A 26434-nucleotide genomic window follows, 5' to 3' on the forward strand; every position below is an offset into this window, starting at 1 on the left:
ACGCCTTATCTGAATGTGCTATAATGTGAATATAAATGTGAGGAGGTGCGCAATGGAAATTTCACAGGTTAAAGAAGATATTAGTATAAGCTATATTTCTGCGCTATGCGCATATTCTGGCATTTCTTATGACATTATACGGCATGATGATGATAGCACAGATGGAATACTAAAAAAGCAAATTGTGTTAGAAGATGGTCGTAAGTACAATGCGGAATTAAGGATTCAATTGAAATGCACATCTTCACTTTCTCAATACACCGATAATGGAAACACCATTAGTTATAAACTCAAGGTAAAAAATTATAACGATTTATGTTCTCCTTCTACAACCCCTGTCGTTTTAGGACTACTTATTTTGCCGGAATCTCAAGAAGAATGGGTTAGATGGTCAACAGAGGAACTTCTTTTAAGGGGCTGTATGTATTGGGCCAGTTTTTCAGGTGAAGCTGAGTCTCATAATAAGGATTCTGTGAATGTGAAAATTGACAAAAAGAATGTGATTAATGATTCAACTTTATGTGACATCTTAAATAAAATAGCAAAGGAGGAATGGGAATGATTTATTCCATTGATTTTTTGGAATTAACCGAAAAGATCAACCCGTTTGCCTTTGTGAAATATCTCAAAGATACAGGATGGACATATTACCCAACAAAAAAGGACTATATCAGGGTATTTCAACTTGAACGGGAAGACAATTTTTATCAAGTTACAATCCCTATGGAAAAGATTCTGCGAGATTACCGAGAGGCAATGTATAAAGCAGTTAGTATAGTAGCTGAAGTAGAATCTAAATCCATTGAGCAATTGATGCTTTATCTGTTAAATCCTAATACCGACATATTGAAGATACGGTTAGACAAAAAAGGTGTCGAAACAGGAAGTATACTATTTGACGATGCGATTAGGATGTATGAAAACGCAAAAAAACTATTAGCAGCAACAGCATTAGATATTATACACCCCAAAAAATATCACCAAGGGCGTGTAGATGATGCAATTTTGTCGTTTCTTTCTAATTGCCGATATGGGCAGACAGAGATTGGAAGCTATGTTGTCTCTGTTGTATGCCCCTTTGCCGAGCTTGATATAAGCAATGGTTTTCGCCAACTGAGTATTTTTTCTGAAGAGGAGGAATGCAGAAATTCTCTTACCAGAAAAGTTACAAGTCGTTTGATGACTAATGTTGCAACTATTAAAAAGCATATAGACGAGGGAGAGATCTCCCAATTACTTGACCTAAATGGCAATAATACAATAAGTGCAAATTTTTATGAAGCGTTGGTTGGGTTAAATTTAAGTTCTGAGAACACGGGTGTTGAGTTTTTAGCAGAATGGTCTCCTGTTGTAACCCCTCCAGCCAATGTGCAACAGCGAGTAATGCTGACCCATGATTACTATCAACCAATTCAGACGGCTATTGATAAACTGAAAGAGGAAACAAGCAAAGCAACAAAAATTATTGGTAGAATCAAAAAACTTGAATCCTCGCCAGATGTCCAAACAAGGACAACAGGCAAAATTACCGTTGTTTATCTTGATGAAGCAGAACAGCGTAAGACTGTTACTATTAAATTAGAAAAAGCTGATTATGATAAGGCGATTGAAGCCCATGAAAAAGGGTCTCATGTTGAAATAATTGGCGAACTATTACCCGGTAAAAGACCGACAATGGAATGTGAATCTTTTGGAATTATTGATTGACAACCTCAAAACACCATTTAAGAGCAACCGTTTTGGTTGCTCTTTTTTTGTTCAAATTTAGATGGAAGGATTAGAGAGATGGCGCAAAACACATTTGAGGCCGTCAAACAGTCCATCTCCGTCCGGGAAGCCGCACAGATGTATGGGATCGAGGCCAACCGGAGCGGCATGGCCTGTTGCCCGTTCCACGATGACAAGAATCCCAGTATGAAGCTGAACGAGGAATACTTCTACTGCTTCGGCTGCGGAGCCACCGGCGATGTGATCGACTTCACCGCTCGGCTATACAATCTGTCCCCCAAGGAGGCCGCTGAGAAGCTGGCCCAGGATTTTGGCCTGGCTTATGACAGTCAGGCCCCTCCCCGGAGGCGCTATGACCGGCAGAAAACCGAGGCACAGAAGTTCAAAGAGGATCGGGACCATGCCTTTCGTGTCCTGGCTGACTACTTTCATTTGCTCCGCAAGTGGGAAACGGACTACACACCCAAAACACCGGAGGAAAATCCACATCCCCGATTCATGGAGGCAATCCAGAAAAAGGACTATGTGGGCTATCTGCTGGATTTTTTCCTGGAGGATACCCCTGATGAACAAAGACTGTGGATTGCCGAACATCAATCAGAAATCGCCAATTTGGAAAGGAGAGTGAAAATCATGGCTGATAAGCCCACCAACCGGGAGCGGTTGCAGGAAATCACGGCAGGCATTGAACAGGGTATCAAGGAGCTGTTCGAGAGTGAAAAGTATATGCGCTACCTGTCCGTCATGTCCAAGTTCCACCGTTACTCCGTCAACAACACCATGCTCATCTATATGCAGCGCCCGGACGCCACCCTGGTGGCCGGGTTCAACAAGTGGAAAAACCAGTTTGAACGCCATGTGAAAAAGGGTGAGCATGGCATTACCATCATCGCCCCTACGCCCTACAAAAAGAAGATCGAGGAAATGAAGCGCGACCCGGACACCCAGGCTCCTATTCTGGACGCGGATGGCAAGGCCGTCATGGAGGAAAAGGAAATCGAAATCCCCATGTTCCGCCCGGTTAAGGTGTTTGATGTTTCGCAGACGGACGGAAAGCCTCTGCCGGAGCTGGCCTCCAGCCTGTCCGGGACGGTGCCGCACTTTGAGGCGTTCCTGGAGGCGGTGCGGCGCTCCGCCCCGGTTCCCATCGAGTTTGAGCCGATGGCTGAGAACATGGACGGCTATTTTTCCTCCGAACAGCAGCGGATCGCCCTCCGGGAAGGCATGAGCGAGGTGCAGACCATTTCCGCCGCCGTCCATGAGACCGCTCACAGCAAGCTCCACGACCCCAAAAAGCATGAAGCGGAGCCGACCTGGAAGATCGTGATGGTGAGCGAGGGCGGCACCAAGCAGGACTTCCGCCTGGACTTTGCCACCGAAGCAGAGGCGGAACAGGCCGCCGCCGAGGAAGGCTGGCGCTATGTGGACGAGAATCAGTTTGAGTGGCGGCTGGAGGTAGAGGAAGATCTGACGGCGATGAAACAGGCCGCCAAGAACTGTAACACTGAGGAAGTGGAGGCAGAAAGCATCTCCTATGCAGTCTGCCAGTATTTCGGTATCCAGACCGGTGAAAACAGCTTCGGATACATTGCTTCCTGGTCCAAGGATAAGGAGCTGAAGGAGCTGCGGGCCAGCCTGGAGACCATCAACAAGACTTCCTGCGAGCTGATTAACGACATCGAGCGCAATTACAAGGAAATCTGCAAGGAGCGTGGCATTGACCTGACTGCCGCCCCGGAGCCGGAGCAGACACCCCCGCAGGCTGCGGAAGAAGTATCCCAGCCCAGCGCCGAGTACCGGGAGGCCCTGCTGGTGCTGGATGATACCACCTATCTTCATGTTCAGCCCTGCGACACCGGCTGGGACTACACGCTCTACGATGTAGCGACCATGAAGCAGCTGGACGGCGGCCAGCTGGATGGGACCAACATGGGCCGTTCCGCAGCAGTCAGCCATATCTGCGAGGATCTGGGGATGGGCAGCAAGTCCATCAAGTATGCCCCGCTTGCCATGATCGAGACTTTGCAGGAGGCCGCCTACCAGCATACCGCAGAAGCTGCCGCTACCCAGCTGCCGGATGCCCAGGAGCAGGCGTTGGACGAATATCCCATGCCGGACCCGGCGCTGACCCAGGATGATCTGGAAAAGTGCGGATACCTGGACAGCGACCTTCTACCGCTCTCCAAAGAACGAGCCTATGAGCTGATGGAGCGTGACCTGACCGTTTACATTATCCAAGAGGGCGAGAATCCGGCGATGGCCTTTGATACCGCCGACCTGGACGCCCATGACGGCATCTTCGCCGTGTCCCGCGAGGAATGGGAGAAAAGCCCGGAGTTTGATAAGCTGGTCAAGGACCGCATGGCCCACCAGGAGGAACGGGAGCAGGCGTTTCTCACCCACAAGGGGGACTGCTTCGCCATTTATCAGGTGAAACACACCGACGAGCTGCGGGACATCCGCTACGAGGGCCTGGAATGGCTCCAATCCATCGGGCAGACGGTGCAGCGGGACAACTATGAGCTGGTCTACACCGCTCCGTTGCTGCCCTCTGATCTGAAAGGCGATACCGCTGAACAGCTCTTTTACCGCTTCAACAATGAACATCCTGTCGATTATGGCCATCCGTCCATGAGCGTAAGCGACATCGTTGCCATCAAGCGGGATGGCAAGGTATCCTGTCATTACTGCGACAGCTTCGGCTTTGAGCAGGTTCCCGGATTCCTGCCGGACAATCCGTTGAAAAATGCGGAAATGGTCGTGGAGGATGACTATGGCATGATCGACGGTATCATCAACAACGGCCCCAAGGAGCCGACGGTGGCCCAGCTGGAACAGCAGGCCCGCAGCGGCCAGCCGATCTCTCTCATGGATTTGGCTGCCGTCGCCCACCGGGAGGACCGAGAAAAGAAAAAGTCCGTCATGGAGCAGCTGAAAAGCCAGCCCAAGGCGGAACACAAAAAGACAGCGCCAAAAAAGAGCGCGGAAAGGGAGATTTGATATGGGAAACTTCACTTTTGAGGAAACGAACCTGCTTTGTATCTACAACACCGGCAGCCGCACCGGGCTGATCGAGGCTCTGACCGAGATGCGCGGTGAACTTTCGCCGGAGGAAATCGAGCTTCGGGAACTGACGGACAGCGCCCTGGGGAAACTCCAGGCTATGAGCGACGCCGAGTTTGCCGAGCTGGAGCTGTACCCGGATTTCGACGAGTAAAAACCACACCAAGACCCAGCGGGGCGGCCTGATGTGCCGCCCCATTTCTATTTAACATGAAGGGAGGACAGAAAACCATGCCATCCAAAGCTGAATTTTACCGGCAGATGGCCGAACAGGTATCGACCCGGCTTGTGGGCAGCTGGAAGGAATGGACGGCCTTTCTCACTACTGCCGCCCGCCTCTACAAATACCCGTTCCATGAGCAGATGATGATTTATGCCCAGCGCCCGGACGCCACCGCCTGCGCCGAGTACGACCTGTGGAATGAGAAAATGGGCCGGTATGTGCGTCGTGGCTCCAAGGGCATCGCCCTGGTGGACGATTCCGGCGACAGGCCCCGGCTGCGCTATGTGTTTGATATTTCCGACACCGGGACCCGTGAACATTCCCGCATCCCCTGGCTGTGGCAGCTGGAGGAGCAGCACATCGGGCCTGTGTCGGCCATGCTGGAGCGCAACTACGGCGTTGTCGGTGACGATCTTGCCCAGCAGCTCACCGATGTGGCCGGAAAACTGGCGAGTGAGTATTGGGACGAGCATCAACAGGACTTCCGCTACATCGTTGACGGTTCGTTTCTAGAGGAGTACGATGAACTCAACATCGAAGTCCAATTTAAGTCCGCTGCCACCGTTAGCATCGCCTACGCCCTGATGTCCCGCTGTGGGCTGGATACGGAACAATATTTCCAGCATGAGGACTTCATGCCGATTTTCGATTTCAATACCCCGGCCACGGTTGGGGCGTTGGGAACGGCGGTCAGCCAGATCAACCAGCAGGTGCTGCGGCAGATCGGCGTCACCATTCAGAACTATGAGCGCGAACAACTCGCGGAAAGGAGCGTTACACATGGAGAACAACCTGACTTACACGAGGAACGGCGATTACCTGATTCCCGACCTGAAGCTGAGCGAACAGCCGGAGAAGCCCCTGGGCAAGTACGGCAGGATGCGGAAAGCGTACCTGAAAGAACACCGGCCCCTGATCTACAACCAGCTGCTGCAGACCGAGAAGCTGTACCCGCACCTGCTGGAGATCGACGAGACGGCGAACAGCCGTCTGGAGCAGATGATGCCCCAGCTGGCGGAGTCGGCGGGCGCGACGGAGGAGCTGAAAGCCCGCGATCCGATGCGCTGGGTGGGCCTGATGAACACCTGCAAGGCCCAGGCCGAGGAGATTCTGATGGCGGAGCTTATCAACAGCTGACCTTAAACCTGTTCCTCTCCGAAGCGGAACAAATCCAAAGAATAGATGAAGCAGAGAATGTGCAAACATCCTCTGCTTTTTCTTTTGCCCAGACCGACATCGACCATGTGCTGCGGATGGGCGGTAACACCTATCGCCAGAGAGAGTGCATTGTCGCGGCCTTTGAGGAACAGAAATCCATTTCCGAGATTGCGGCCTATCTGCAAACCCTCTATATCGGTGGCAACGGGGTTGGCAGCATCACTGCATGGTATGCCGAGGACGGCATCCACCTGTCTCACGGAAAGTCTGCCCGTTATGATAAGTCTGCCCAGGTCATTTCCTGGGAGAGTGCCGCCGAGCGTATCGGGCAGCTTTTGAAGGATGGCCAATTTGCCACCAATGTGGAGCTGACCGAAGCCGAGGGCTATGAACGCTTCCGTTTGGCTGAAAAAATCTGGCATCTGTACCATGATTTCAGCGATGAAGCCAGAGAATCCGGGTATCTGCCCAGCCTTGCCAACAATCCGGGGCGCGGTTTCCCGGAAGAATCCGCATGGCTTACCGAGCAGCTGAAAAGCCCGGAGTTCCGCCAGACCCTTGCAGAAGAATATGCAGCATTCTGGACAGCCTATCAGCAGGACCGGGATTTGCTGCGGTTCCACTACCACAAGCCCAAAGAGATTTGGGAAAACCTGCAAGATCTGTCCTTACCCCGTACTACCTTTTCCTCTCAGCTGACAGAAGTACCTGCGGCCAAGCAGTTCATTTCCGATGACGAGATTGACGCCGCCATGACCAGAGGCAGCGGCGTGTCCGGTGGAAAAGGCCGCATTTTTGCCTTTTTCCAGGAAGTTCACACCGATAAGGAAAAGGTGGATTTTCTCCGGCATGAGTACGGGATCGGTGGGCGCTCCCATGCCCTGTCTGGCGCAATGGGCAGCCATGAAGATCGCGACGGAAAAGGTCTGCGCTACAAAAAAGGCGGCTGCCCGGATGTGCATTTCACCTGGGAGAAAGTTGCCAAGCGGATTACCGGACTGATTCAGAAGGGCCGCTATCTTACCGAACAGGAACAGGCGGAGTACGATAAAATCCAGGCAGAAAAGGCCCTGGCTGAAGGAGAAACCGTGGAAACGCAGCAGCCGGACCCGGCTGTGTGGGAATACAACGACATCAAGGAGCGCCACCCGGATGATATGGTCCTGTATCAGATGGGCGATTTCTTCGAGCTGTATGGTGAGGACGCCAAAGAAGCCGCGCCGGAGCTGGGGCTGCAACTGGTCTCCCGTGCTATCCCTGGCGGTGGTCGTGTGGAGATGTGCGGGTTTCCGGCAAACCGGCTGGAGCAGTACCTGGAACAGCTTCGCACAAAGCATGATGTGACGGTTTCCGCCACCCTGGAGGGCAGCGCCCAGCGCCGGGAATATTCCGTCCTCTCCATCGACCACGAAGCAGAACAGGACATCAGCGCCCATGAAGCAGAGTACGGTGCTGACGGGTTCCGGGCATTCCGGGATGAAGAAGCCATCCAAGCTGCCACCCTCCGGGAGCTGCATGAGCGATACAAACCCATCGTGCTGGAGGCTGTTACCCAGGACATCAGATACCGGAACGCCTGCGGACACAGTGACCATGAAAGCGCCGTAATCGAAGGGAGATCGGCTATCCAGGACTGGAATGGCAAGATCGAGAGCAAACACGCCGTTGTCCGCTACATGAAAGACCATGCGCGGGAAAAAGACACCGCTGCGTGGCTGGCCCGTGAGTTTGACGGCGGCGATGGTAAAACCCCGTTTGCGGTCCGCCCGGAAAGCCCCAACGGAACGGTGCTGCCCTGGCCCAAGGTACAGCGCCGGATCGCCCAGCTCATCAAGGAGGAGCGTTTCTACACCCAAGTCGAGCAGGACAATCTGGACGATGTGGACCCCATCGCCATCCGGGAGGCCCTGGCCCAGCGCGGCATTGTGGACGGCCATGTGGTGGACCCGGAAAAGCTGGACAACGATCCCTTTGTTCAGCAGGTCATGCGGGATGTGGAGGCCATATCCAGAGAGACCGCCCAAGCAGACCAACAGGAACGCCCCGAACCGGCTGCCGAACCCCCGGCTTATCACGCCGAGACCGTGGCCGTCTATCCAGGTGACAAGAACCATCTGCCCTATGATGTGGTGGTTCAGACCCTGCGTACCAATGAGCCGGAACCTCCCACACCTACCGCCGAGCCGGAAAAGACCCATGATGAAGTGCTGGATGAACACCCTGTATCCGTCCAGGTCAATGGCGAGTGGCAGACCTTCCCCAATGCCAAAGCTGCCGAGGAAGCCTCTTATGAGGAATCCAAGGCCAACCTGCGCCGCACCGCCGAGAATTTCCGTATCACCGACGATCACCTGGGCGAAGGCGGCCCCAAGGCCAAGTTCCAGGCCAACATCGAGGCAATCAAGCTGCTGAAATACCTGGAGGAAACCACCGGGCAGGCAACACCGGAGCAGCAGGAAGTCCTCTCCCGGTATGTGGGCTGGGGCGGCCTTGCCGATGCCTTTGACCCCGACAAGAAAAGCTGGAGCAAGGAATATGCCCAGCTGAAGGAGCTGCTGACCCCAGAGGAATATGCCGCTGCCAGAGGTTCTACCCTCAACGCGCACTACACCAGCCCTACGGTCATCAAAGCGATTTACGAGGCTGTGGGCCGTATGGGATTTGAGACCGGCAACATCCTGGAACCGTCCTGTGGTGTGGGTAATTTCTTCGGTATGCTGCCGGAGGAAATGCGGAACAGCCGTCTGTACGGCGTGGAGCTGGATTCCATCAGCGGGCGGATCGCCCGGCAGCTCTATCCCAAGGCCGACATCACCGTGGCCGGTTTTGAAACCACCGACAGGCGGGACTTCTATGACCTTGCCATCGGCAATGTACCTTTCGGCCAGTATCAGGTTCGCGACAAAGCCTACGACAAGCTGAATTTCAACATACACAACTACTTTTTCGCCAAAGCTCTGGACCAGGTGCGTCCCGGTGGTGTGGTGGCTTTTGTCACCAGCCGCTACACGATGGATGCCAAGGATTCCACCGTGCGCCGGTATCTTGCCCAGCGCGCTGAGCTGCTGGGGGCTATCCGTCTGCCTAACAATGCGTTCAAGGCCAATGCGGGGACCGAGGTTGTGTCGGACATCATTTTCCTGCAAAAGCGGGACCGTCCGCTGGACATCGTGCCGGAGTGGACGCAGACCGGGCAGACCGAGGACGGCTTTGCCATCAACCGCTATTTCCTGGACCACCCGGAAATGGTGTTGGGGCGACCCACCGCTGAAAGCACCCAATACGGCAAGCAGGATTACACCGTGGCCCCCATCGAGGGGCTGGAGCTGGCCGATCAGCTGCACGATGCCGTGAAGTACATTCGCGGCACCTACCAGGAGGCCGAGCTGCCGGAGCTGGGCGAAGGTGAAGCCATCGACACCTCCATCCCCGCCGACCCCAATGTGAAGAACTATTCCTACACCGTGGTGGACGGCGCTGTGTATTTCCGGGAGAACAGCCGCATGGTGCGCCCCGATCTCAACGCCACCGCCGAGGCCCGTGTCAAAGGCATGGTGAGGCTGCGGGATTGCGTCCAGGAACTGATCGACCTGCAAATGGACGCAGCCATGCCGGACAGTGACATCCGGGAGAAACAAGCGGAGCTGAACCGGCTTTATGACGATTTTTCAGCCAAGTACGGCCTTATCAATGACCGGGCGAACCGGCTGGCCTTTGCCGACGATTCCAGCTATTATCTGCTCTGCGCGCTGGAGATCGTGGACGAGGACGGCAGGCTGGAGCGCAAGGCGGATATGTTCACCAAGCGGACCATCAAGCCCCATGAGGCGGTGACTTCCGTGGACACCGCCAGTGAAGCCCTGGCCGTATCCATTGCGGAAAAGGCCCGTGTGGACATGGAGTACATGGAACAGCTCACCGGCAAGACCAGCGACGAGCTGGCTGCCGAGCTGCAAGGCGTGATCTTCCGTCTGCCTGGGCCGGTGCCGGAGGGAGAACGGCCTATCTATGTGACCGCTGACGAATATCTTTCCGGTAATGTACGGCGCAAGCTGCGGCAGGCACAGCGGGCCGCACAGCAGGACCCGGCCTTTTCCATCAATGTGGAGGCTTTGACCGCTGCACAGCCCAAAGACCTGGACGCGTCGGAGATCGAGGTGCGCCTGGGTGCTACCTGGATCGACAAAGAGTACATCCAGCAATTTATGTATGAGACCTTCAACACCCCGTACTATCTCCAGCGCGCCATCCAGGTCAATTATGCCTCTTACACAGCTGAATGGCAGGTCACGGGCAAAAACTCTGTATCCGAAAACGATGTGGCGGCCTACACCACCTACGGAACCAGCCGTGCCAACGCCTACAAGATTTTGGAGGACAGTCTGAACCTGCGGGATGTCCGCATTTACGACACCGTGGAGGACGCAGACGGCAGGGAGCGCCGGGTGCTGAACGCCAAGGAGACCACCCTGGCCGCCCAAAAGCAGCAGGCCATCCGGGACGCTTTCCGCGATTGGATTTGGAGAGACCCGGAGCGCCGCCAGGCCCTGGTGCGCCAGTACAATGAGGAAATGAACTCCACCCGGCCCCGTGAATACGACGGGTCTCACATCACCTTCGGCGGCATGAACCCGGCCATCACCTTGCGGGACCACCAGCTGGGCGCTATTGCCCATATCCTCTATGGCGGCAATACGCTGCTGGCACATGAGGTGGGCGCGGGCAAAACTTTTGAGATGGTGGCCGCCGCGATGGAATCCAAGCGCCTGGGGCTGTGCCAGAAATCCCTCTTTGTGGTGCCGAACCACCTGACCGAGCAATGGGCGTCGGAGTTTTTGCGGCTCTATCCCTCTGCAAAAATCCTGGTCACAACCAAGAAAGACTTTGAGACCCACAACCGGAAGAAGTTCTGCGCCAGGATCGCCACCGGTGACTACGACGCCGTTATCATCGGCCACTCGCAGTTTGAGCGTATCCCCATCAGCCGGGAGCGCCAGGAGCGGCTCCTTCAGGAGCAGATCGACGAGATCACCGAGGGCATTGCCGAGGTGAAGTACAGCGGCGGTGAGCGTTTCACGGTCAAGCAGCTGGAGCGCACCAAGAAATCCCTGGAGGCGCGGCTGGAAAAGCTCCAGGCCGAGGGTCGCAAGGACGATGTGGTGACTTTCGAGCAGCTGGGTGTGGACCGGCTATTTGTGGACGAGGCACACAACTACAAGAATCTGTTTTTATACACGAAAATGCGGAATGTGGCTGGCCTCTCCACCAGCGACGCCCAAAAGTCCAGCGATATGTTTGCGAAGTGTAGATATATGGACGAGATCACCGGCAGTCGTGGTGTTATTTTCGCCACCGGCACGCCGGTCAGCAACTCGATGACAGAGCTATACACCATGCAGCGGTATCTCCAGTATGACCGCTTGCAGGAACTGAGCATGACCCACTTTGACTGCTGGGCGTCGCGCTTTGGTGAAACGACGACGGCGCTGGAGCTGGCACCGGAAGGCACCGGCTACCGGGCGCGCACCCGCTTCTCCAAGTTTTTCAATCTCCCGGAGCTGATGAACCTGTTCAAAGAGGTGGCGGATATTAAAACCGCCGATCAGCTTCATCTGCCCACCCCGGAGGTAGAATACCACAACATCGTGGCCCAGCCCACCGAGCAGCAGCAGGAAATGGTGAAGGCGCTATCCGAGCGTGCTTCCCTGGTACACAGCGGCACGGTGGACCCCTCCCAGGACAATATGCTCAAGATCACCGGCGATGGCCGCAAGCTGGGCCTGGATCAGCGCATTATCAATCAGGCGCTGCCGGACGAACCCGGCACCAAGGTCAACCAATGTGTCGCAAACATCATGCAGATCTGGCGAGACGGCGAGGCTGACAAGCTGACCCAGCTGGTGTTCTGCGATATTTCCACGCCCCAGGCGGCCCCTTCCAAAAAGGCAGCCAAGGCGCTGGACAACCCCACGCTCCATGCGCTGGAACAGGCTGTGCCGCTGGAAGAGCCGGAGCCGGTCTTTACCATCTACGAGGACATCCGGCAAAAGCTCATCGCCCAGGGGATGCCCGCCGATCAGATCGCCTTTATCCATGAGGCCAACACCGAAGTGAGGAAAAAGGAGCTGTTCGCCAAGGTCCGTACCGGCCAGGTGCGCGTCTTGCTGGGCAGCACCGCCAAGATGGGCGCTGGCACCAATGTGCAGGACCGGCTTGTGGCGCTCCATGACCTGGACTGCCCGTGGCGACCGGGAGACCTTGCACAGCGCAAGGGCCGTATCGAGCGCCAGGGCAACCAAAATCCCCTGGTCCATGTGTACCGCTATGTGACTGAGGGAACCTTTGACGCCTATTTGTGGCAGACGGTGGAGAACAAACAGAAATTCATCAGCCAGATTATGACTTCCAAATCGCCGGTGAGAAGTTGCGACGATGTGGACGAAACGGCATTGTCCTTTGCCGAGATCAAGGCCCTGTGCGCCGGAGACCCCCGTATCAAGGAGCGCATGGACCTGGATGTGGAGGTCTCCAAGCTGAAGCTGATGAAAGCCGACCACCAGAGCAAGCAGTATCGTCTGGAGGACCAGCTGCTGAAATACTTCCCGGAGGAAATCGAAAAGCACAAGGGCTTCATCCAGGGCTTTGAAGCAGACCTGGAGACCCTGGCCGCCCACTCCCACCCGGAGGACGGCTTTGCCGGTATGGAAATCCGGGGCGATACCCTGACGGACAAGGAAAACGCCGGTGCAGCCCTGCTGGACGCCTGCAAGGAGGTCAAAGGCTCCGAGCCTGTGCAGATCGGCAGCTACCGGGGCTTCACTATGTCCGTGGAGTTTTCGGCCTGGAAACAGGAATATACGCTCCTGCTGAAAGGCCAGATGACCCACCGGGCGAGCCTCGGCACAGACCCACGCGGCAACCTGACCCGCATTGACAATGCGCTCTCTCAAATGCCCCAGCGCCTGGAGGCGACCAAGGCCCAGCTGGACAATCTGTACCAGCAGCAGGCTGCCGCCAAGGAGGAAGTGGGCAAGCCTTTTCCCTATGAGGATGATTTGCGGGTAAAATCCGCCCGTCTGGTGGAGCTGGATACGCTTCTGAACCTGGATGGCAGAGGCCGTTCCCAGCCGGAGTCCGTGATCGCCAAGAGCGCACGGCCCTCGGTGTTGGACAGCTTGAAGCGCCCGGTGCCGCCCCGCAGTCCCGAAAAGAAACCGAAACAGCATGAGGAGGTGCGATAACATGAAACCCAACGATCTGAATACGGCCCTCTATGAGAAGATGGCCGCCGAGCAGGACAAATACCGGGACTGGTTGAAAAGCCAGCCCCCGGCAGAGGTCCTGAACCACGCCTACGAATACACCATCCGGGAGGACATCGTGATGGCGATGGAGGAATTGGAACTGACCGACGCCCAGGCCCAGGCGCTGCTGGATTCGCCCACGCCGCTGGCCGATGTATACCGGCACTTTGAGCAGCTGGAGACCGGCTACATGGATGTGATCCGGGACAGCATTGAGAACCGGGCCGATGATGCGTGTAAGGCTCAGGCCGAACTGCGGAAGGCTGCCATTTATCCTCACTCCGCTGCCTATGCGAAAGAGCATGGGGAGCTGGAGCAGTACCGGGCCTCCAATCGGGCCAATCTCCAATGCAAGGAGGCCATTGAAGCAGCGGTGCGGGAACACTATGACGGGATGTATCTCAGCCACGATGCCGCCAAAGGTGTGATCGAGACCTACGGCATGGACCGGGTCATGCTGGTCCTGGCCAACACCGTCCAGCTCCAGGACTGGGATGGGCGCTATTCACCCCGTAACAAAGAATGGGCAACGACCATCCCCAACTACAACTCCGATACCGTTCGGTGCGGCTATGCCGTAAACAGCCACCCCGCTGTCCTGAATGGGTTTATTGATCTGGTGCGCGAGGAACATCTGCGCCGCCAGCCCTTGACGGCAGAGGACATCCAAGCAGAGGCGGAACGGATTTTGCGGGAGCTGCGTGCGCCGGATGTGCCGAACAGCCCCCACGGGACCCATTACATGGCCCGCATTTCCCCGGAGTTTCTGAATCGTGCCGGGAGCAAAGACCATGACCGGCTGATGAACCTCCTGCCGTTCCGCAGTCTGGCCTTTACTGGCATGAAAGGGCTGCCCGGAACCTATGCCACCATCCTGGCCAGCGAGGATCGCTCCAAGGAGCTGCGCCAGCCCCGGCCCTCTGTCCGGGAGCATTTGAAGCAGGAACCGAAACAGGCAGCCCCGAAAGCTCCGGCCCATAAGAAACGGGAGCCGGAACGGTGAGCGCCCCCAAGCGCAAGCGGGATGTCCAGGTGAATTTCCGGGTCTCCCCGGAGGAGCTGGCGTTGATTGAACAGAAAATGTCCCAACTTGGGACGAAGAACCGGGAAGCCTATTTGCGGAAGATGGCTCTGGACGGTTATGTGGTGCAGCTGGACCTACCGGAGCTGAAGGAGCTGGTATCCCTGCTGCGCCGGAGCAGCAACAATCTGAACCAGCTCACCCGCCGGGTGCATGAGACTGGGCGTGTCTATGACGCTGACCTGGAGGATATAGCCCAGCGGCAGGAGCAGCTATGGGAGGGCGTGAAGAAAATCCTGACCCAGCTCTCCAATCTTTCGTGACAGGGGTATTATCCCATCTGCGGAGGGAGGAACGGCGTTCTTTTCGCCGCGCCTCCCTCCGCTTTTTCTTTTTGCCTGTATCCTTGCCTTTTGACGGGCCTTGCCGGATAATAAAGGCAGATAGGAAAGTGTTCTCACATCTCACAAAGGAGTTGAGATACCGATGTTGACCTTTGAAAAGGTTTTAGAAATTTTCGAGGACTATCTGGCCCAGGATATGGAGCTGGAAGTTTACAAGAGCCGGTACGGATATGTCTGCGTGTCCTTCAACGGCTCGCCCCCGGACCCACCCTATTGCGAGGGTGATGTGTGCCGAACCCCGGAGGAACTGTTTGACCATCTGCTGGTCGAGTATGAATCCTTTGCCTCCATTCAGCTGACAAAGGGACGCCGGGAAGAAAACGAGGCCGACGAGGACCAGGTCCGCCGTCTGTGCCAGAAGTATTTGGATCGTCGAGAGGAGGCTATGAAATGACTGCATTGAAGCTGATTTTGAAGATTGTGATTGCGCCGGTGATCCTGCTTCTCACCCTGGCCATCTGGATTTGCGTGGGGCTGGTCTATGTGTCCGGTTTAGTGCTGGGGCTGCTCAGTACGGTGATTGCCCTGCTGGGCGTGGCCGTCCTGGTAACATACTCTCCGCAGAACGGCCTTATCCTGCTAGTGATCGCGTTTCTCATAAGCCCCTTTGGGCTACCTAAACTGGCCTTCTGGTTGCTGGGCAAGGTGCAGGATTTGAAGTTTACGGTTCAAAATGTGATATACAGATAAAACTATCTGGAAATCCCTCTAGCAGCACGATAAGGTTGCTTGCTAGAGGGATTTTTACTTGGGCGGAATTCTCAAAACAGCAATTCAAAATAGGAAAACAACGCGCAAAAAAATTGAAGGGTAATGAGACATGAGTTATACTATATATTACTAGAAATACGGACCAATAAATAGGATTGATGCCACCTAAATAATAAGGCGTGTTTTATTATATGGAACGAGTTACAAACAAGGGGGATATTATGTATCTAAAATATATTCAGATTGTTAATTTCAAAAATCTCAAAACAGCGCGTTTTGAATTTTCCAAAGGAGCCAATACCATAATCGGAGAAAATGATTCAGGCAAATCAAATGCGTTGACTGCTATTCGAATTCTTCTTGATGATAATTACTACTACAATACGAAACGTCTCAAAGAAACAGATTTTTCGTACGTTCTTGGAGACTGGAGAGGACATTGGATTATAATATCTGCTTTTTTTGACGAAATTTCAAGTGAAGATAAAAGTAATGAATTTTGTGCTGAACTTACTCCAGAACAGGAAAATGCTGATTTCTTAAAGTCGTATATTCGTTGTAGAGATAAAGATTTTGGAACAGTTTCTCTTTTTATTCGCCCTTGTAGAGCAAAAAGAGCAGAACTGGCTGAAGCTGCTCAAAATGGTACATTTGAGGCAGTTCGTTCTCAAATAAAATTAAGTGACTACGAATTTTATTATACATCACGTTCACAGGCAGATTTTACAAACGAAAATGTATATAAATCTATCGTTGGAGATATTTGCGCCGGCCAGTATGTAAACCCTGAGGATGATGACCAATCTGTTCTTGGTAGCAAAATCGATATCATGAACGTATGGCAGCATATATCAACTGTATTTATCGATGCTCTTCGCGATGTTGAGTCAGAACTTAGAAAACCGAAAAACCCCATCCGTCAAATTATTGACACTATTGAAGGAAATATTGAAGAAACTGATATCGATGATATAAAGAGAAAAATTTCCGAACTAAACCAAAAAATATCTCATATTCCTCAGGTTTCCGATATTGGGAGTCAGGTAAACCAAAAATTACTTGAAATGATTGGCGCAATTTATTCGCCAGAAATCAAGTTAGAGTCACGGCTAAAAGAAGATTTTGCTACACTTGCTAGGTATTTGACGATTTCTCCTTCCAATCAGAAGGATATAGACTTGTTGGGATTAGGGCATCTTAATATTTTGTATATTGCTATGAAGCTGGTTGAATTCGAGGTTAATCGTAATCGCGAACTTCTCAATATTATGATTATTGAAGAACCAGAAGCTCATATTCACACACATATTCAGAAAACCTTATTCAATAATCTCCAAGTTACACATACATATACCCAAGTTGTGATGTCCACACATTCAACTCATCTTTCTGAAGTATCAGATATTGAAAAGGTCAATGTCATGAAAAAAGTTGATGAACAGACATCGCTTGTAATGAAACCTACCAATGGATTGGATCAGTTTGGAGCAGATATTTTAGAATATAAAGGGATATCTTTTTCGAAAATACTATCGAGATATTTAGATGCAAAGCGGAGTGTTTTATTGTTTTCTAAAGGGGTTATTTTGGTTGAAGGGGACGGTGAAGAGATACTGATCCCAGCGTTGGTCAAAAAAGTCCTTGGAGTGTCTCTTGATGAGATGGGAATTGGTCTGATTAACATTGGAAGTGTTGGATTTGAAAATGTTGCATGCATTTTTGACGAATCACGATTACAGCGAAAGTGCTCCATCGTGACAGATTTGGATGTAGTAGTTGATGGAGCAAAAAAGTCAAGCCAAGTTGCAATGGATAGAGGTGCCTCGCGAAGAGAAAAGTTGTCCCGGCTCTTTGATGCAAATCCTTATGTTAGTGCATTTTATGCCCCGCATACCCTTGAAGTTGATTTCGCAAGCGAAGATAATAACAAACGTTTTGTTTGCGCAATCATAAAACGTGCATATAAAGATGCTGCTACAAAAGAGAAACATGTTTTAGCAGTTAAATCAGGAACAGAAGCAGAAAGATACGACTCGGTAATGACTGTTGCAAAGAATATCAAAAAGGGCTGGTACGCAACATTGCTCGCTGAGAAGATCGATGCTGGTGCCACGATTCCAATGTATATTCTCGATGCAATTGCATTTGTTGCAAAAGACATTTTGTCCGAGAAATTATTATGGAAAATGACAAGCTATTCTTTTAATGCGTACGATTTGGAAGAAGACTATGACGATTTGAAAACTGCATTTAAAGAAGCAAGAAGCTCAAAAGAAATTAGAGAAACAATAGAAATGTTCTGCGATGAGTTTCCGAATGATATGGTCTCCTTATTTATAGCTAAGGCAGGTGGTCTGAGTGTTTGAAGGTGTAGATGAAATACTTAAGGAACTTTCCCCTGAACAGCAGGCTGCATGTACAGCTCCAAATAATGTTTTGTTGACCGCTTGCCCAGGCAGTGGTAAAACTCGTACACTCACACACCGATTGGCATACCAGGTACTCCAAAAATCAGATTCAAGAAAGATAAAAATAGCAATTACGTATACTAATCGTGCCGCTGAAGAAATTATCAACCGTTTAGAAGACATGAATATTGACCTATCAAGCATTTGGGCAGGTACAATTCATCAGTTTTGTATGCGTTATATCATTCGTCCTTATGCCATGTATTCAAAAAGGCTTTGTAAGGGCTATCAAATCATTGACGATTATTGTAAGAAAAAGTATGGACGTGAGATAGCGGAGCGCCTTGGCATACGCCTTAGAAATTTTGATGATCCTTTTCAATACGAAAACATTAGGACTGAATACGAACGCTTATTAGAGAAAAAGAAGGAAATCGATTTTGATACAATTCTGCTTCTTTCAGAGGAATTGCTGTCGTCTTGCCCATTTATTAGTTCAAATATAGCATCAGTCATAAGTAGTATTTTGGTGGATGAATTTCAAGATACCAATGAACTTCAATACTTGATATTGTCAAAAATTTATAAAGCAAATAAGTCAATAACTTTGATGTTTGTGGGTGATGCTAATCAAGCTATTTATGGCTCTTTAGGTGGAGTGGCAAAAACCAAACAAGAGCTAGAAACACTTTATGAAACAGATTTTGATTCTATGTCACTAAGAGGCTGTTATCGTTCTACTCAGAGATTGGTGGATTTATATAGCAGATTCGAAGTTTCTAGAACTGAAGCTCACTCAGTTGCAAAGCATAAGGATGAACTTGGTGAAATACATTTTTTTGATTCCGTTTATTACACAGATCTGGCATCTGAAATTGCAGCCTTAATAAAGGAAGAACTTGAAAATGGAACAAAGGCTGAGGAAATTTGTGTTATTGCTCCTCAATGGGGTATGTTGTTCGATCTATCTAGAAAACTACGTATAATACTTCCGGACATTCCATTTGATGCACCAGATATTTCTCCAATAAAGTATGATCCCATGAATCCTTTGTTTCTGATAGCGAAATTGCTATTTCTTCCATCCGGAAAAAATGTGACGTTAAGAAAGCGAATTGCAACTGAATTTATTTCAATCGTTAGAGATGACTTCAGAATCATGGTGCCTGATAATATACAAAACTATGATGTCCTTTCCGCTGTTAATTGTTGTCGCGGCACAGATGCAGATGGCATAACCTGTTTAGGCTCCGCAATTGAAAAGGTTTTTGCAATTCTACATGTTAGAATAAGCAAAGAAGCAGCTTTGTCAGCATTAACAAATTCTTTTTTTGATGAAATTCGCTCAAGAGTAGATAGGTATGCGCTTTCCACAGATTTTAATTCAATCAGTAAGTATTTTGGAGAAAAAAATGGTGTGGTAATTTCTACCCTTCACGGCGTTAAAGGCGAAGAATATACTTCAGTTATAGCAGCCGGTCTGTTGAACGGATACCTACCGCATTGGGACTATATTCGGGATCCCATAAAAAAATTGTGTAGAAAAAATGAAACCTATAAGCTTCTTTATGTTCTTTGCTCTAGAGCTAAAAAGAATTTGTACTTATTTAGTGAAAGTGGGCGAACCACAAGAAACGGTTCCCAATATACTTCAACCGATGAACTTTCCTTAATTGCTGATATGCTCTAAAATTGAGACTAAATGATAAAAAATATACCTACGGCGGTCTGCTTCGGCAGGCCGCTATTCTTTTTCAGAGGAGGTTTGATAGCAATGGCGACCACGCGTATCATGCCGCTGCATATTGGCAAGGGCCGGACCGAGAGCCGTGCCATCAGCGCGATTATTGACTATGTGGCCAACCCGCAAAAGACCGACCACGGTAGACTCATCACTGGTTATGAGTGCGACAGCCGTGTGGCCGACGCCGAGTTCATGCTGGCTAAGCGTCAGTATATTGTCACCACCGGACGGGTCCGTGGAGCCGACGATGTGATCGCCTACCATGTCCGCCAGTCCTTCTGCCCTGGGGAAATCACCCCGGAGGAAGCCAACCGGCTGGGCGTGGAATTTGCCAAACGGTTTACGAAGAAAAAACACGCCTTCATCGTCTGTACCCACATTGACAAGGCTCATGTCCATAATCATATCATTTGGAGTTCAGTCAACCTGGACTGTGACAGGAAGTTTCGTAACTTTTGGGGCAGCACGAAAGCTGTCCGTCGATTGAGTGACACCATCTGCATTGAGAACGGGCTATCCATTGTCGAGAACCCAAAGCCACACGGGAAAAGCTACGATCAGTGGCTGGGGGACAAGGCGAAACCGTCCCATCGGGAATTGCTCCGTGCTGCCATTGACAACGCCCTGGCACAAAAACCTGCTGACCTGGACGAGCTGATGAAGCTGCTCCGGGAATCCGGCTGTGAAGTATCCAAGCGTGGGAAATCCTACCGTTTGAAGCTCCCCGGCTGGGGTAAAGTGTCCCGCTTGGACAGCCTGGGCGATGGCTACACCCTGGAGGACCTGCTGGCTGTCCTCGCTGGTCAAAAGGAGCATACACCCCGTCGGAAGCCGGTCAAGCAAGCAGATCCGCCGAAGGTCAATCTGCTGGTTGACATCCAGGCAAAGCTCCAGGCCGGAAAAGGTGCCGGGTATGCGCGGTGGGCCAAGGTTTTTAATCTGAAACAGATGGCGCAGACCGTGAACTATCTCACCGAGCATAACCTGCTGGAGTATGCGGTGCTGGAGGAAAAGGCTACGGCGGCCACGGCCCACCACAATGAGCTATCTGCAAAAATCAAGGCGGCGGAGAAACGCATGGCGGAGATCGCCATCCTGCGGACCCATATCGTCAACTATGCCAAGACCCGCGACACCTATGTCGCTTACAGACACGCCGGTTACTCCAAGAAATTCCGAGAGGAACATGAGGAAGAAATCCTGCTCCATCAAGCGGTCAAAAATGCCTTTGACGATATGGGTGTCAAGAAGTTGCCCAAGGTCAAGGAGCTGCAAGCCGAGTATGCCAAGCTCCTGGAGGAAAAGAAAGAGACCTATGTCGAGTACCGGCGCTCCCGTGAGGAAATGCGGGAGTTGCTGGCGGCAAAGGCCAATGTGGATCGGCTCTTAAACATGGAGGCGGAACATGATACGGGAAGAGAAAAAGACCACGAGCAGCGGTGAGCTGATCGTGGTCCAAAGCGTTCGCAGAACGCGCAGCCGCAGAATGAAATTCTGCGTTCATGGGGGCTTGGGGGATACCCTCAACAAGCAGCGCCGGAAGCCGAATGGCTATCCAGGGGCATTGCTTGCCTCTTTCCCGCAGGAATAAAATAAGCCAGTGACGAAACCTTCAAATTTCGCTCACTGGCCTACTTTGTTTCAAGTTTCTTGGAAAGTTCCTTTAGCTCCTCGGTAAATCCTCGCGTGTGGTGCAATAAGGTTTCTCGCATCTCCGGCGGACAGTTCATATACAGCAGCTTCATCTCATTCTGTCCTGCTTCGTCCGACGTGAGGTCCGGGTACATAAGCGAGTCCAGAGAAAGATGAACCACCTTTGCCAATGCTTTCAAGATCAGATAAGAAGGATTTCTCCTTGCTTTTTCAATATCGGCAATCTGTTTGGTAGAAACATGAGCTTCATCAGCTAACTGTTCCTGCGTCAGATTTTTTTCTTTTCTTGCTGCGCGGAGTGCCTCCCCCAAGGCAGCCAAATCATCAATCGGCATTATCGTTCACCTCAATAATATTGTATCGTTCCGGTTTGATTTGAGGAATAACCTTATCATTCCGGCTTACCAGCACGATTATACCGATTTTTTCGTTGGGAGCATGGTTGTAGGCTTGTATTCTTCGAGCGATAGAAATATAATAGAATGGATTGCTGGAGGTGTGAAGATGGATTACATGATGCTCAAAGAGGCAAGTGAAAAATGGAAAGTTTCAGTTCGACAGGTAAATTACTATTGTACCGATGGGCGCATCCCCGGTGCAGTAAAAATGGGAACTGTCTGGCTGATACCCAAAGATTCTCAAAAACCAGCTGACAAAAGATATAAAAGCACTCGCAGTAAGGAGGGTGAAGTCAAATGAAGCACATTTTCTTTGTAGAAGATGATTTAAGTTTAATCAATGGATTGTCATTCGCAATTCAAAAGCAAGGATATGAGTTGACGATTGCTCGTACAATCGCGGAGGCGGAACAACTATGGGCAAATGGTAATTATGACTTGGCGGTTTTGGATGTAACTTTGCCGGATGGTTCCGGCTTCGATCTTTGCCAAAAAATCCGGGCATCTTCTAAAGTCCCGATTATGTTTTTGACTGCTGCCGACGAGGAAACAAATATTATTATGGGCCTTGATATTGGCGGTGATGACTATATTACTAAACCGTTCAAGCTGGCCGTTTTTCTTTCGAGAGTCAATGCCCTTCTCCGTCGCAGCGAAAATTATAATCAGGCACAAGATAACAACACTGCCTTGAAATCGAATGGTATAGAGGTTCAGCTTCTCAAACAGGAAGTAACTAAAAACGGTGTCACAGTTAGCTTGACCGCCAGCGAATATAAGCTGCTGTGTCTGTTCATGGAAAATCCTAATATCGTCCTTTCACCTGAACAGATTTTGAGCAAGCTGTGGGATTGCGATGAAAAATACATTGATAACAACACCCTGACTGTATATATCCGGCGGCTTCGCACGAAAATCGAAGATAATCCTGCCGATCCTCAAAAAATAGTGACGGTTCGCCGCATGGGATACAAGTGGAACGAAACAGATAGAGGTTTGTTATGAAAATACTGGTCAATCGAAAAATCAACCGCCTTTTTCTGTGTCTATTGCTGATAATGGCAGTTTTCACCGCAACTGCAATCATTTTTATTGCTCTGAAATTGGAGAATACAGTCTTTTATGTGTTAGCAGCCGCCGTGTTGATGATACTGCTTGTTCTTATCGCCCTGTATTTGTATTTTCGAGAACAAAGCAAAATCATGAATGGAGCCATAGAGCAAATTCGGGAATACATTGCAGGAAACCGAAATGCGCGTATCGAGTGTGATGATGAAGGCGACTTATACCGGCTGTTCCATGAGGTCAATTCCCTGGTTGCGATTTTGAACGCTCATGCCGAGAACGAAGGCCGCGACAAAACCTTTATGAAGAATACCATCTCCGATATTTCCCATCAGTTAAAGACGCCTCTTGCTGCACTTAATATTTACAATGGTTTGATTCAACAGGAAGTGAGCGATAACCCGGAACTGAGGAAATTTGCCTCCCTCTCTGAGCAGGAACTGGATCGGATTGAAAATCTTGTGCAAAATCTTTTGAAAATCACTAAGCTGGATGCAGGGACGATCACTCTGGAAAAATCCATCCAATATGTTGCAGATATGATGGAATATGTTAAAAGGCATTTTTCCTATCAAGCACAGCAACAGGAAAAAACTCTCATACTCTCTGGCGATGACGAAATCACCCTTTTCTGTGACCAAACCTGGTTAATAGAGGCAGTCAGCAATTTGGTGAAGAATGCCATTGACCATACAAAGGCAGGCGCAACAATCTCCATTTCATGGAGAGCCTTTGCGTCTGTCATTCAGATCATTGTAAGTGATAATGGCAGCGGCATTCACCCGGAAGATCTGCCCCACATTTTCAAGCGGTTTTACCGCAGCCGGTTTTCAAAAGATATGCAAGGGATCGGGTTGGGCCTGCCGCTGGCAAAGGCCATTATAGAAGCACACAATGGAACGATTGAGGTGGATAGCACACTTGGGGTTGGAACAACCTTTACGATCAACTTTTTGATTCCTACAAAATTGTAGGGTTCCTGTCATAATGCAGTAGGGTTGACGTGCTACTCTTTCTATACCAAGACAGAAAGAGGTGTAATCTGATATGAATTTGTTAGAGGTCAAGAATATCTCTAAAACATACGGGACCGGCGAAGCTACGGTCCACGCTTTGAAACAGGCGACTTTCTCCGTCCCCAAGGGCGAGTTCGTTGCGATTGTCGGTGAGTCCGGCTCCGGTAAAAGTACGCTGCTGAACATGATCGGCGCGCTGGATACCCCCACTTCTGGGAAAGTGTTCATCGACGGCAAGGATATTTTCTCGATGAAGGAACGCAACCTGACGGTATTCCGGCGGCGGAACATCGGCTTCATCTTCCAGAGCTTCAACCTGATCCCGGAGCTGACGGTGGAGCAAAACATTATCTTCCCGGTGCTGCTGGACTATCAAAAGACTAACAAAAAGTATCTGGAAGAACTGCTGACGGTATTGGGCTTGAAAGAACGGCGCAACCATCTGCCCAGCCAGCTTTCCGGCGGCCAGCAGCAGCGTGTGGCGATTGGCCGTGCGCTGATTACCCGCCCGGCTCTGATCCTGGCTGATGAACCCACCGGCAACCTGGACACCCAGAATACCAGCGAAGTGATTGCCCTGCTGAAAGAAGCCTCCCGGCTGTATGAGCAGACCATCGTGATGATTACGCACAGCCAGAGCATCGCTCAGACCGCTGACCGTATCCTGCGGGTGTCGGATGGCGTGGTGACTGATTTTGGGAGGTGCCGGGAATGAGAAGTTATTTAAGCCTGATCCCAATTTCTGCAAGGGTTCACCGGCGGCAAAACCGCATGACGCTGCTCTGCATCATTTTCGCCGTGTTTATGGTCACGGCTATTTTCAGCATGGCGGAAATGGGCGCTCGGATGGAACAATCCAGACTGTCAGATAAGCATGGTGAGTTTTCGCTTATCAACAGTCTAATGGACACCGCAATGGGGCAGACATTGATGGTTACGGCGGCTGGAATGTTTCTGCTGGTTCTGATTGCCGGGGTATTGATGATCTCCAGCAGCATTAACAGCAGTGTGGCGCAGCGCACCCAGTTCTTTGGCATGATGCGCTGCATCGGTATGAGTAAGCAGCAGATTATCCGTTTTGTCCGCCTGGAAGCCTTAAATTGGTGTAAAACCGCCGTTCCCATTGGTCTTGTCCTTGGAATTTTGGTTTCCTGGGTATTATGTGCTGCTCTACGATTTCTTGTTGGGGAAGAATTTTCAAACATTCCGCTGTTTGGGATCAGTGGCATTGGAATAGTCAGCGGTATTTTGGTGGGTGTGATTACTGTCCTGTTGGCGGCGAGAACCCCAGCCAAACACGCTGCAAGGGTTTCCCCCGTTGCGGCGGTTTCTGGAAATTCCGAAAAAACAAAAACAGGTCATCACGCTGTCCATACAGTTTTTCTCAGGATTGAAACGGCGCTGGGGATTCACCATGCTGTGGCCGCAAAGAAAAACCTGTTTTTGATGACTGGCTCCTTTGCTTTGAGTATCATTCTGTTTTTGAGCTTTTCTGTGCTGATTGATTTTGTTGATCACCTGATGCCGCAATCGGCTGCCACCTCTGATATTGATATTTCAAGTAGTGACGGAGGCAATTCCATCGACAGCGATTTGGTACAGACGCTTTCAGCAATGGAGGGCGTAAAACAAGTCTATGGTCGCAGAAGCAGCTTCGACGTGGCTGCCGGTCTGGATGGTGACGCGACCCTTTCCAGCACTTTGGATTTGGTTTCCTTTGACGATTTTGACCTGAAGGCTCTCCAAAAAGACGGTACACTCCGCTGGGGAAGCGACTTATCAGAGGTTTATGGTGACAGCGAGTTTGTCCTTGCAACTTGGGATCAGAACAGTCCCTGGGCCGTGGGAGATACCATTCTCATAGGGGACGAGCAGATCACGATTGCCGGGCTGTTGAAATATGACCCGTTCAGTGGGGATGGTCTCACTGGTGGCAAGATCACCCTGATTACATCTGACGAGACATTTACCCGGCTAACAGGTATCACCGATTATTCGCTCATTATGATTCAGACTACTTCCGACGCAACGGATGAAGATGTAGCCGCCATTCGTCAAATCGTGGAGGAAAGCGGTTATACCATGAACGATAAGCGGGATGAACGCACATCTGGCACTTATTTTGCCTTTGTTGCCTGCGTCTATGCTTTTCTTGGCATTATCACGCTGGTTACTGTGCTGAACATCGTGAACAGCATCTCCATGAGCGTATCGGCCCGTATTAGGCAGTATGGCTCTATGCGGGCAGTCGGCATGGATGGCCGACAGCTTTCCAAAATGATTCTGGCAGAAGCCTTCACCTACGCCTTTTGGGGCTGTATTATCGGCTGTGCGGTTGGTCTGCCTTTCAGTAAAGTAATATATGACTTCCTTATCACGGATCACTTTCCTTATGCGTCCTGGAGCCTGCCTATCGGATCGCTGGCCGTCATCGTACTGTTTGTCATTGCTGCGGCGGTGCTTGCCGCATATTCTCCGGCCAAACGAATGCGGACAATCTCGGTGACGGAAACCATCAACGAACTGTGACAGGAATTA

At 50.9% G+C, this 26434-nt stretch carries 20 protein-coding genes; 18 read left to right on the forward strand and 2 right to left on the reverse strand.

Features of this window, described 5'->3' with window-relative positions:
• The first annotated feature begins 52 nt into the window (after nt 1-52).
• Genes NYE74_RS08035 through NYE74_RS08050 form a run of 4 tightly spaced genes read left to right on the forward strand, consistent with a single transcriptional unit; the run spans nt 53 to nt 4945 of the window.
• Nucleotides 53-562: a DUF4365 domain-containing protein gene (locus tag NYE74_RS08035; protein ID WP_341004718.1), complete on the forward strand. Its 510-nt coding sequence runs from the start codon at nt 53-55 to the stop codon at nt 560-562.
• The gene (locus NYE74_RS08040; protein ID WP_341004719.1) at nt 559-1707 is read left to right on the forward strand and encodes a hypothetical protein; all 1149 of its coding nucleotides are present in this window, start codon (nt 559-561) and stop codon (nt 1705-1707) included. The genes NYE74_RS08035 and NYE74_RS08040 overlap by 4 nt, the downstream gene beginning before the upstream one ends.
• 36 nt (nt 1708-1743) lie before the next feature.
• Complete coding sequence (locus tag NYE74_RS08045; RefSeq protein ID WP_445323393.1) at nt 1744-4728, forward strand: LPD16 domain-containing protein; 2985 nt, start codon at nt 1744-1746, stop codon at nt 4726-4728.
• Nucleotide 4729: 1 nt separating this feature from the next.
• The gene (locus tag NYE74_RS08050) at nt 4730-4945 is read left to right on the forward strand and encodes a transposon-transfer assisting family protein (protein ID WP_341004720.1); all 216 of its coding nucleotides are present in this window, start codon (nt 4730-4732) and stop codon (nt 4943-4945) included.
• A gap of 47 nt (nt 4946-4992) precedes the next feature.
• On the opposite strand, the gene NYE74_RS08055 is transcribed toward NYE74_RS08050, so the two are convergent.
• A complete protein-coding gene (locus tag NYE74_RS08055) occupies nt 4993-5487 on the reverse strand; it encodes a hypothetical protein (protein WP_341004721.1) in 495 nt (164 codons plus the stop codon).
• A 307-nt stretch (nt 5488-5794) separates the two neighbouring features.
• Here NYE74_RS08055 and NYE74_RS08060 point away from each other — a divergent pair, with 307 nt between their 5' ends.
• From NYE74_RS08060 to NYE74_RS08100, 9 genes are all read left to right on the forward strand, one after another.
• A complete protein-coding gene (locus NYE74_RS08060) occupies nt 5795-6151 on the forward strand; it encodes a TnpV protein (RefSeq protein ID WP_341005305.1) in 357 nt (118 codons plus the stop codon).
• 914 nt (nt 6152-7065) lie between these two features.
• Entirely contained in the window at nt 7066-13413 is a 6348-nt protein-coding gene (locus tag NYE74_RS08065; protein ID WP_341005306.1) for an SNF2-related protein, read from the forward strand.
• Nucleotide 13414: 1 nt separating this feature from the next.
• Entirely contained in the window at nt 13415-14479 is a 1065-nt protein-coding gene (locus NYE74_RS08070) for a DUF3849 domain-containing protein (RefSeq protein WP_445323394.1), read from the forward strand.
• The gene (locus NYE74_RS08075) at nt 14476-14820 is read left to right on the forward strand and encodes a plasmid mobilization protein (RefSeq protein ID WP_341004722.1); all 345 of its coding nucleotides are present in this window, start codon (nt 14476-14478) and stop codon (nt 14818-14820) included. The genes NYE74_RS08070 and NYE74_RS08075 overlap by 4 nt, the downstream gene beginning before the upstream one ends.
• 163 nt (nt 14821-14983) lie before the next feature.
• Nucleotides 14984-15295 (forward strand): hypothetical protein, encoded by a 312-nt coding sequence (locus NYE74_RS08080; protein WP_087290291.1) that lies wholly within the window; start codon nt 14984-14986, stop codon nt 15293-15295.
• Nucleotides 15292-15591: a CD1845 family protein gene (locus tag NYE74_RS08085; protein WP_341004724.1), complete on the forward strand. Its 300-nt coding sequence runs from the start codon at nt 15292-15294 to the stop codon at nt 15589-15591. The genes NYE74_RS08080 and NYE74_RS08085 overlap by 4 nt, the downstream gene beginning before the upstream one ends.
• 212 nt (nt 15592-15803) lie before the next feature.
• Nucleotides 15804-17978 carry an ATP-dependent nuclease gene (locus NYE74_RS08090; RefSeq protein WP_341004725.1) on the forward strand — a complete coding sequence of 725 codons (2175 nt, stop codon included), beginning with the start codon at nt 15804-15806 and terminating at the stop codon, nt 17976-17978.
• A complete protein-coding gene (locus NYE74_RS08095; protein ID WP_341004727.1) occupies nt 17971-19710 on the forward strand; it encodes an ATP-dependent helicase in 1740 nt (579 codons plus the stop codon). The genes NYE74_RS08090 and NYE74_RS08095 overlap by 8 nt, the downstream gene beginning before the upstream one ends.
• A gap of 84 nt (nt 19711-19794) precedes the next feature.
• Nucleotides 19795-21207: a relaxase/mobilization nuclease domain-containing protein gene (locus tag NYE74_RS08100; RefSeq protein WP_341004728.1), complete on the forward strand. Its 1413-nt coding sequence runs from the start codon at nt 19795-19797 to the stop codon at nt 21205-21207.
• A gap of 188 nt (nt 21208-21395) precedes the next feature.
• Here NYE74_RS08100 and NYE74_RS08105 read toward each other — a convergent pair whose 3' ends face one another.
• Complete coding sequence (locus NYE74_RS08105) at nt 21396-21752, reverse strand: helix-turn-helix transcriptional regulator (RefSeq protein ID WP_154467165.1); 357 nt, start codon at nt 21750-21752, stop codon at nt 21396-21398.
• A 169-nt stretch (nt 21753-21921) separates the two neighbouring features.
• Between NYE74_RS08105 and NYE74_RS08110 the strand changes: the two genes are divergently transcribed.
• The 5 genes from NYE74_RS08110 (at nt 21922) to NYE74_RS08130 (ending at nt 26425) form a co-directional block, all read left to right on the forward strand.
• A complete protein-coding gene (locus NYE74_RS08110; protein WP_154467164.1) occupies nt 21922-22116 on the forward strand; it encodes a DNA-binding protein in 195 nt (64 codons plus the stop codon).
• Nucleotides 22113-22820: a response regulator transcription factor gene (locus NYE74_RS08115; RefSeq protein ID WP_341004730.1), complete on the forward strand. Its 708-nt coding sequence runs from the start codon at nt 22113-22115 to the stop codon at nt 22818-22820. Before NYE74_RS08110 ends, NYE74_RS08115 begins: the two co-directional genes overlap by 4 nt.
• Nucleotides 22817-23854, forward strand: coding sequence for a sensor histidine kinase (locus NYE74_RS08120; protein ID WP_341004731.1), 1038 nt, complete (start codon nt 22817-22819; stop codon nt 23852-23854). Before NYE74_RS08115 ends, NYE74_RS08120 begins: the two co-directional genes overlap by 4 nt.
• A 73-nt stretch (nt 23855-23927) precedes the next feature.
• Nucleotides 23928-24611 (forward strand): ABC transporter ATP-binding protein, encoded by a 684-nt coding sequence (locus NYE74_RS08125; RefSeq protein ID WP_341004732.1) that lies wholly within the window; start codon nt 23928-23930, stop codon nt 24609-24611.
• Nucleotides 24608-26425 carry an ABC transporter permease gene (locus tag NYE74_RS08130; protein WP_316561835.1) on the forward strand — a complete coding sequence of 606 codons (1818 nt, stop codon included), beginning with the start codon at nt 24608-24610 and terminating at the stop codon, nt 26423-26425. Before NYE74_RS08125 ends, NYE74_RS08130 begins: the two co-directional genes overlap by 4 nt.
• Nucleotides 26426-26434 lie beyond the last annotated feature (9 nt).

The organism is Paenibacillus sp. FSL P4-0127 (genome assembly GCF_038007325.1).
Lineage (GTDB): Bacteria > Bacillota > Bacilli > Paenibacillales > Paenibacillaceae > Fontibacillus > Fontibacillus macerans.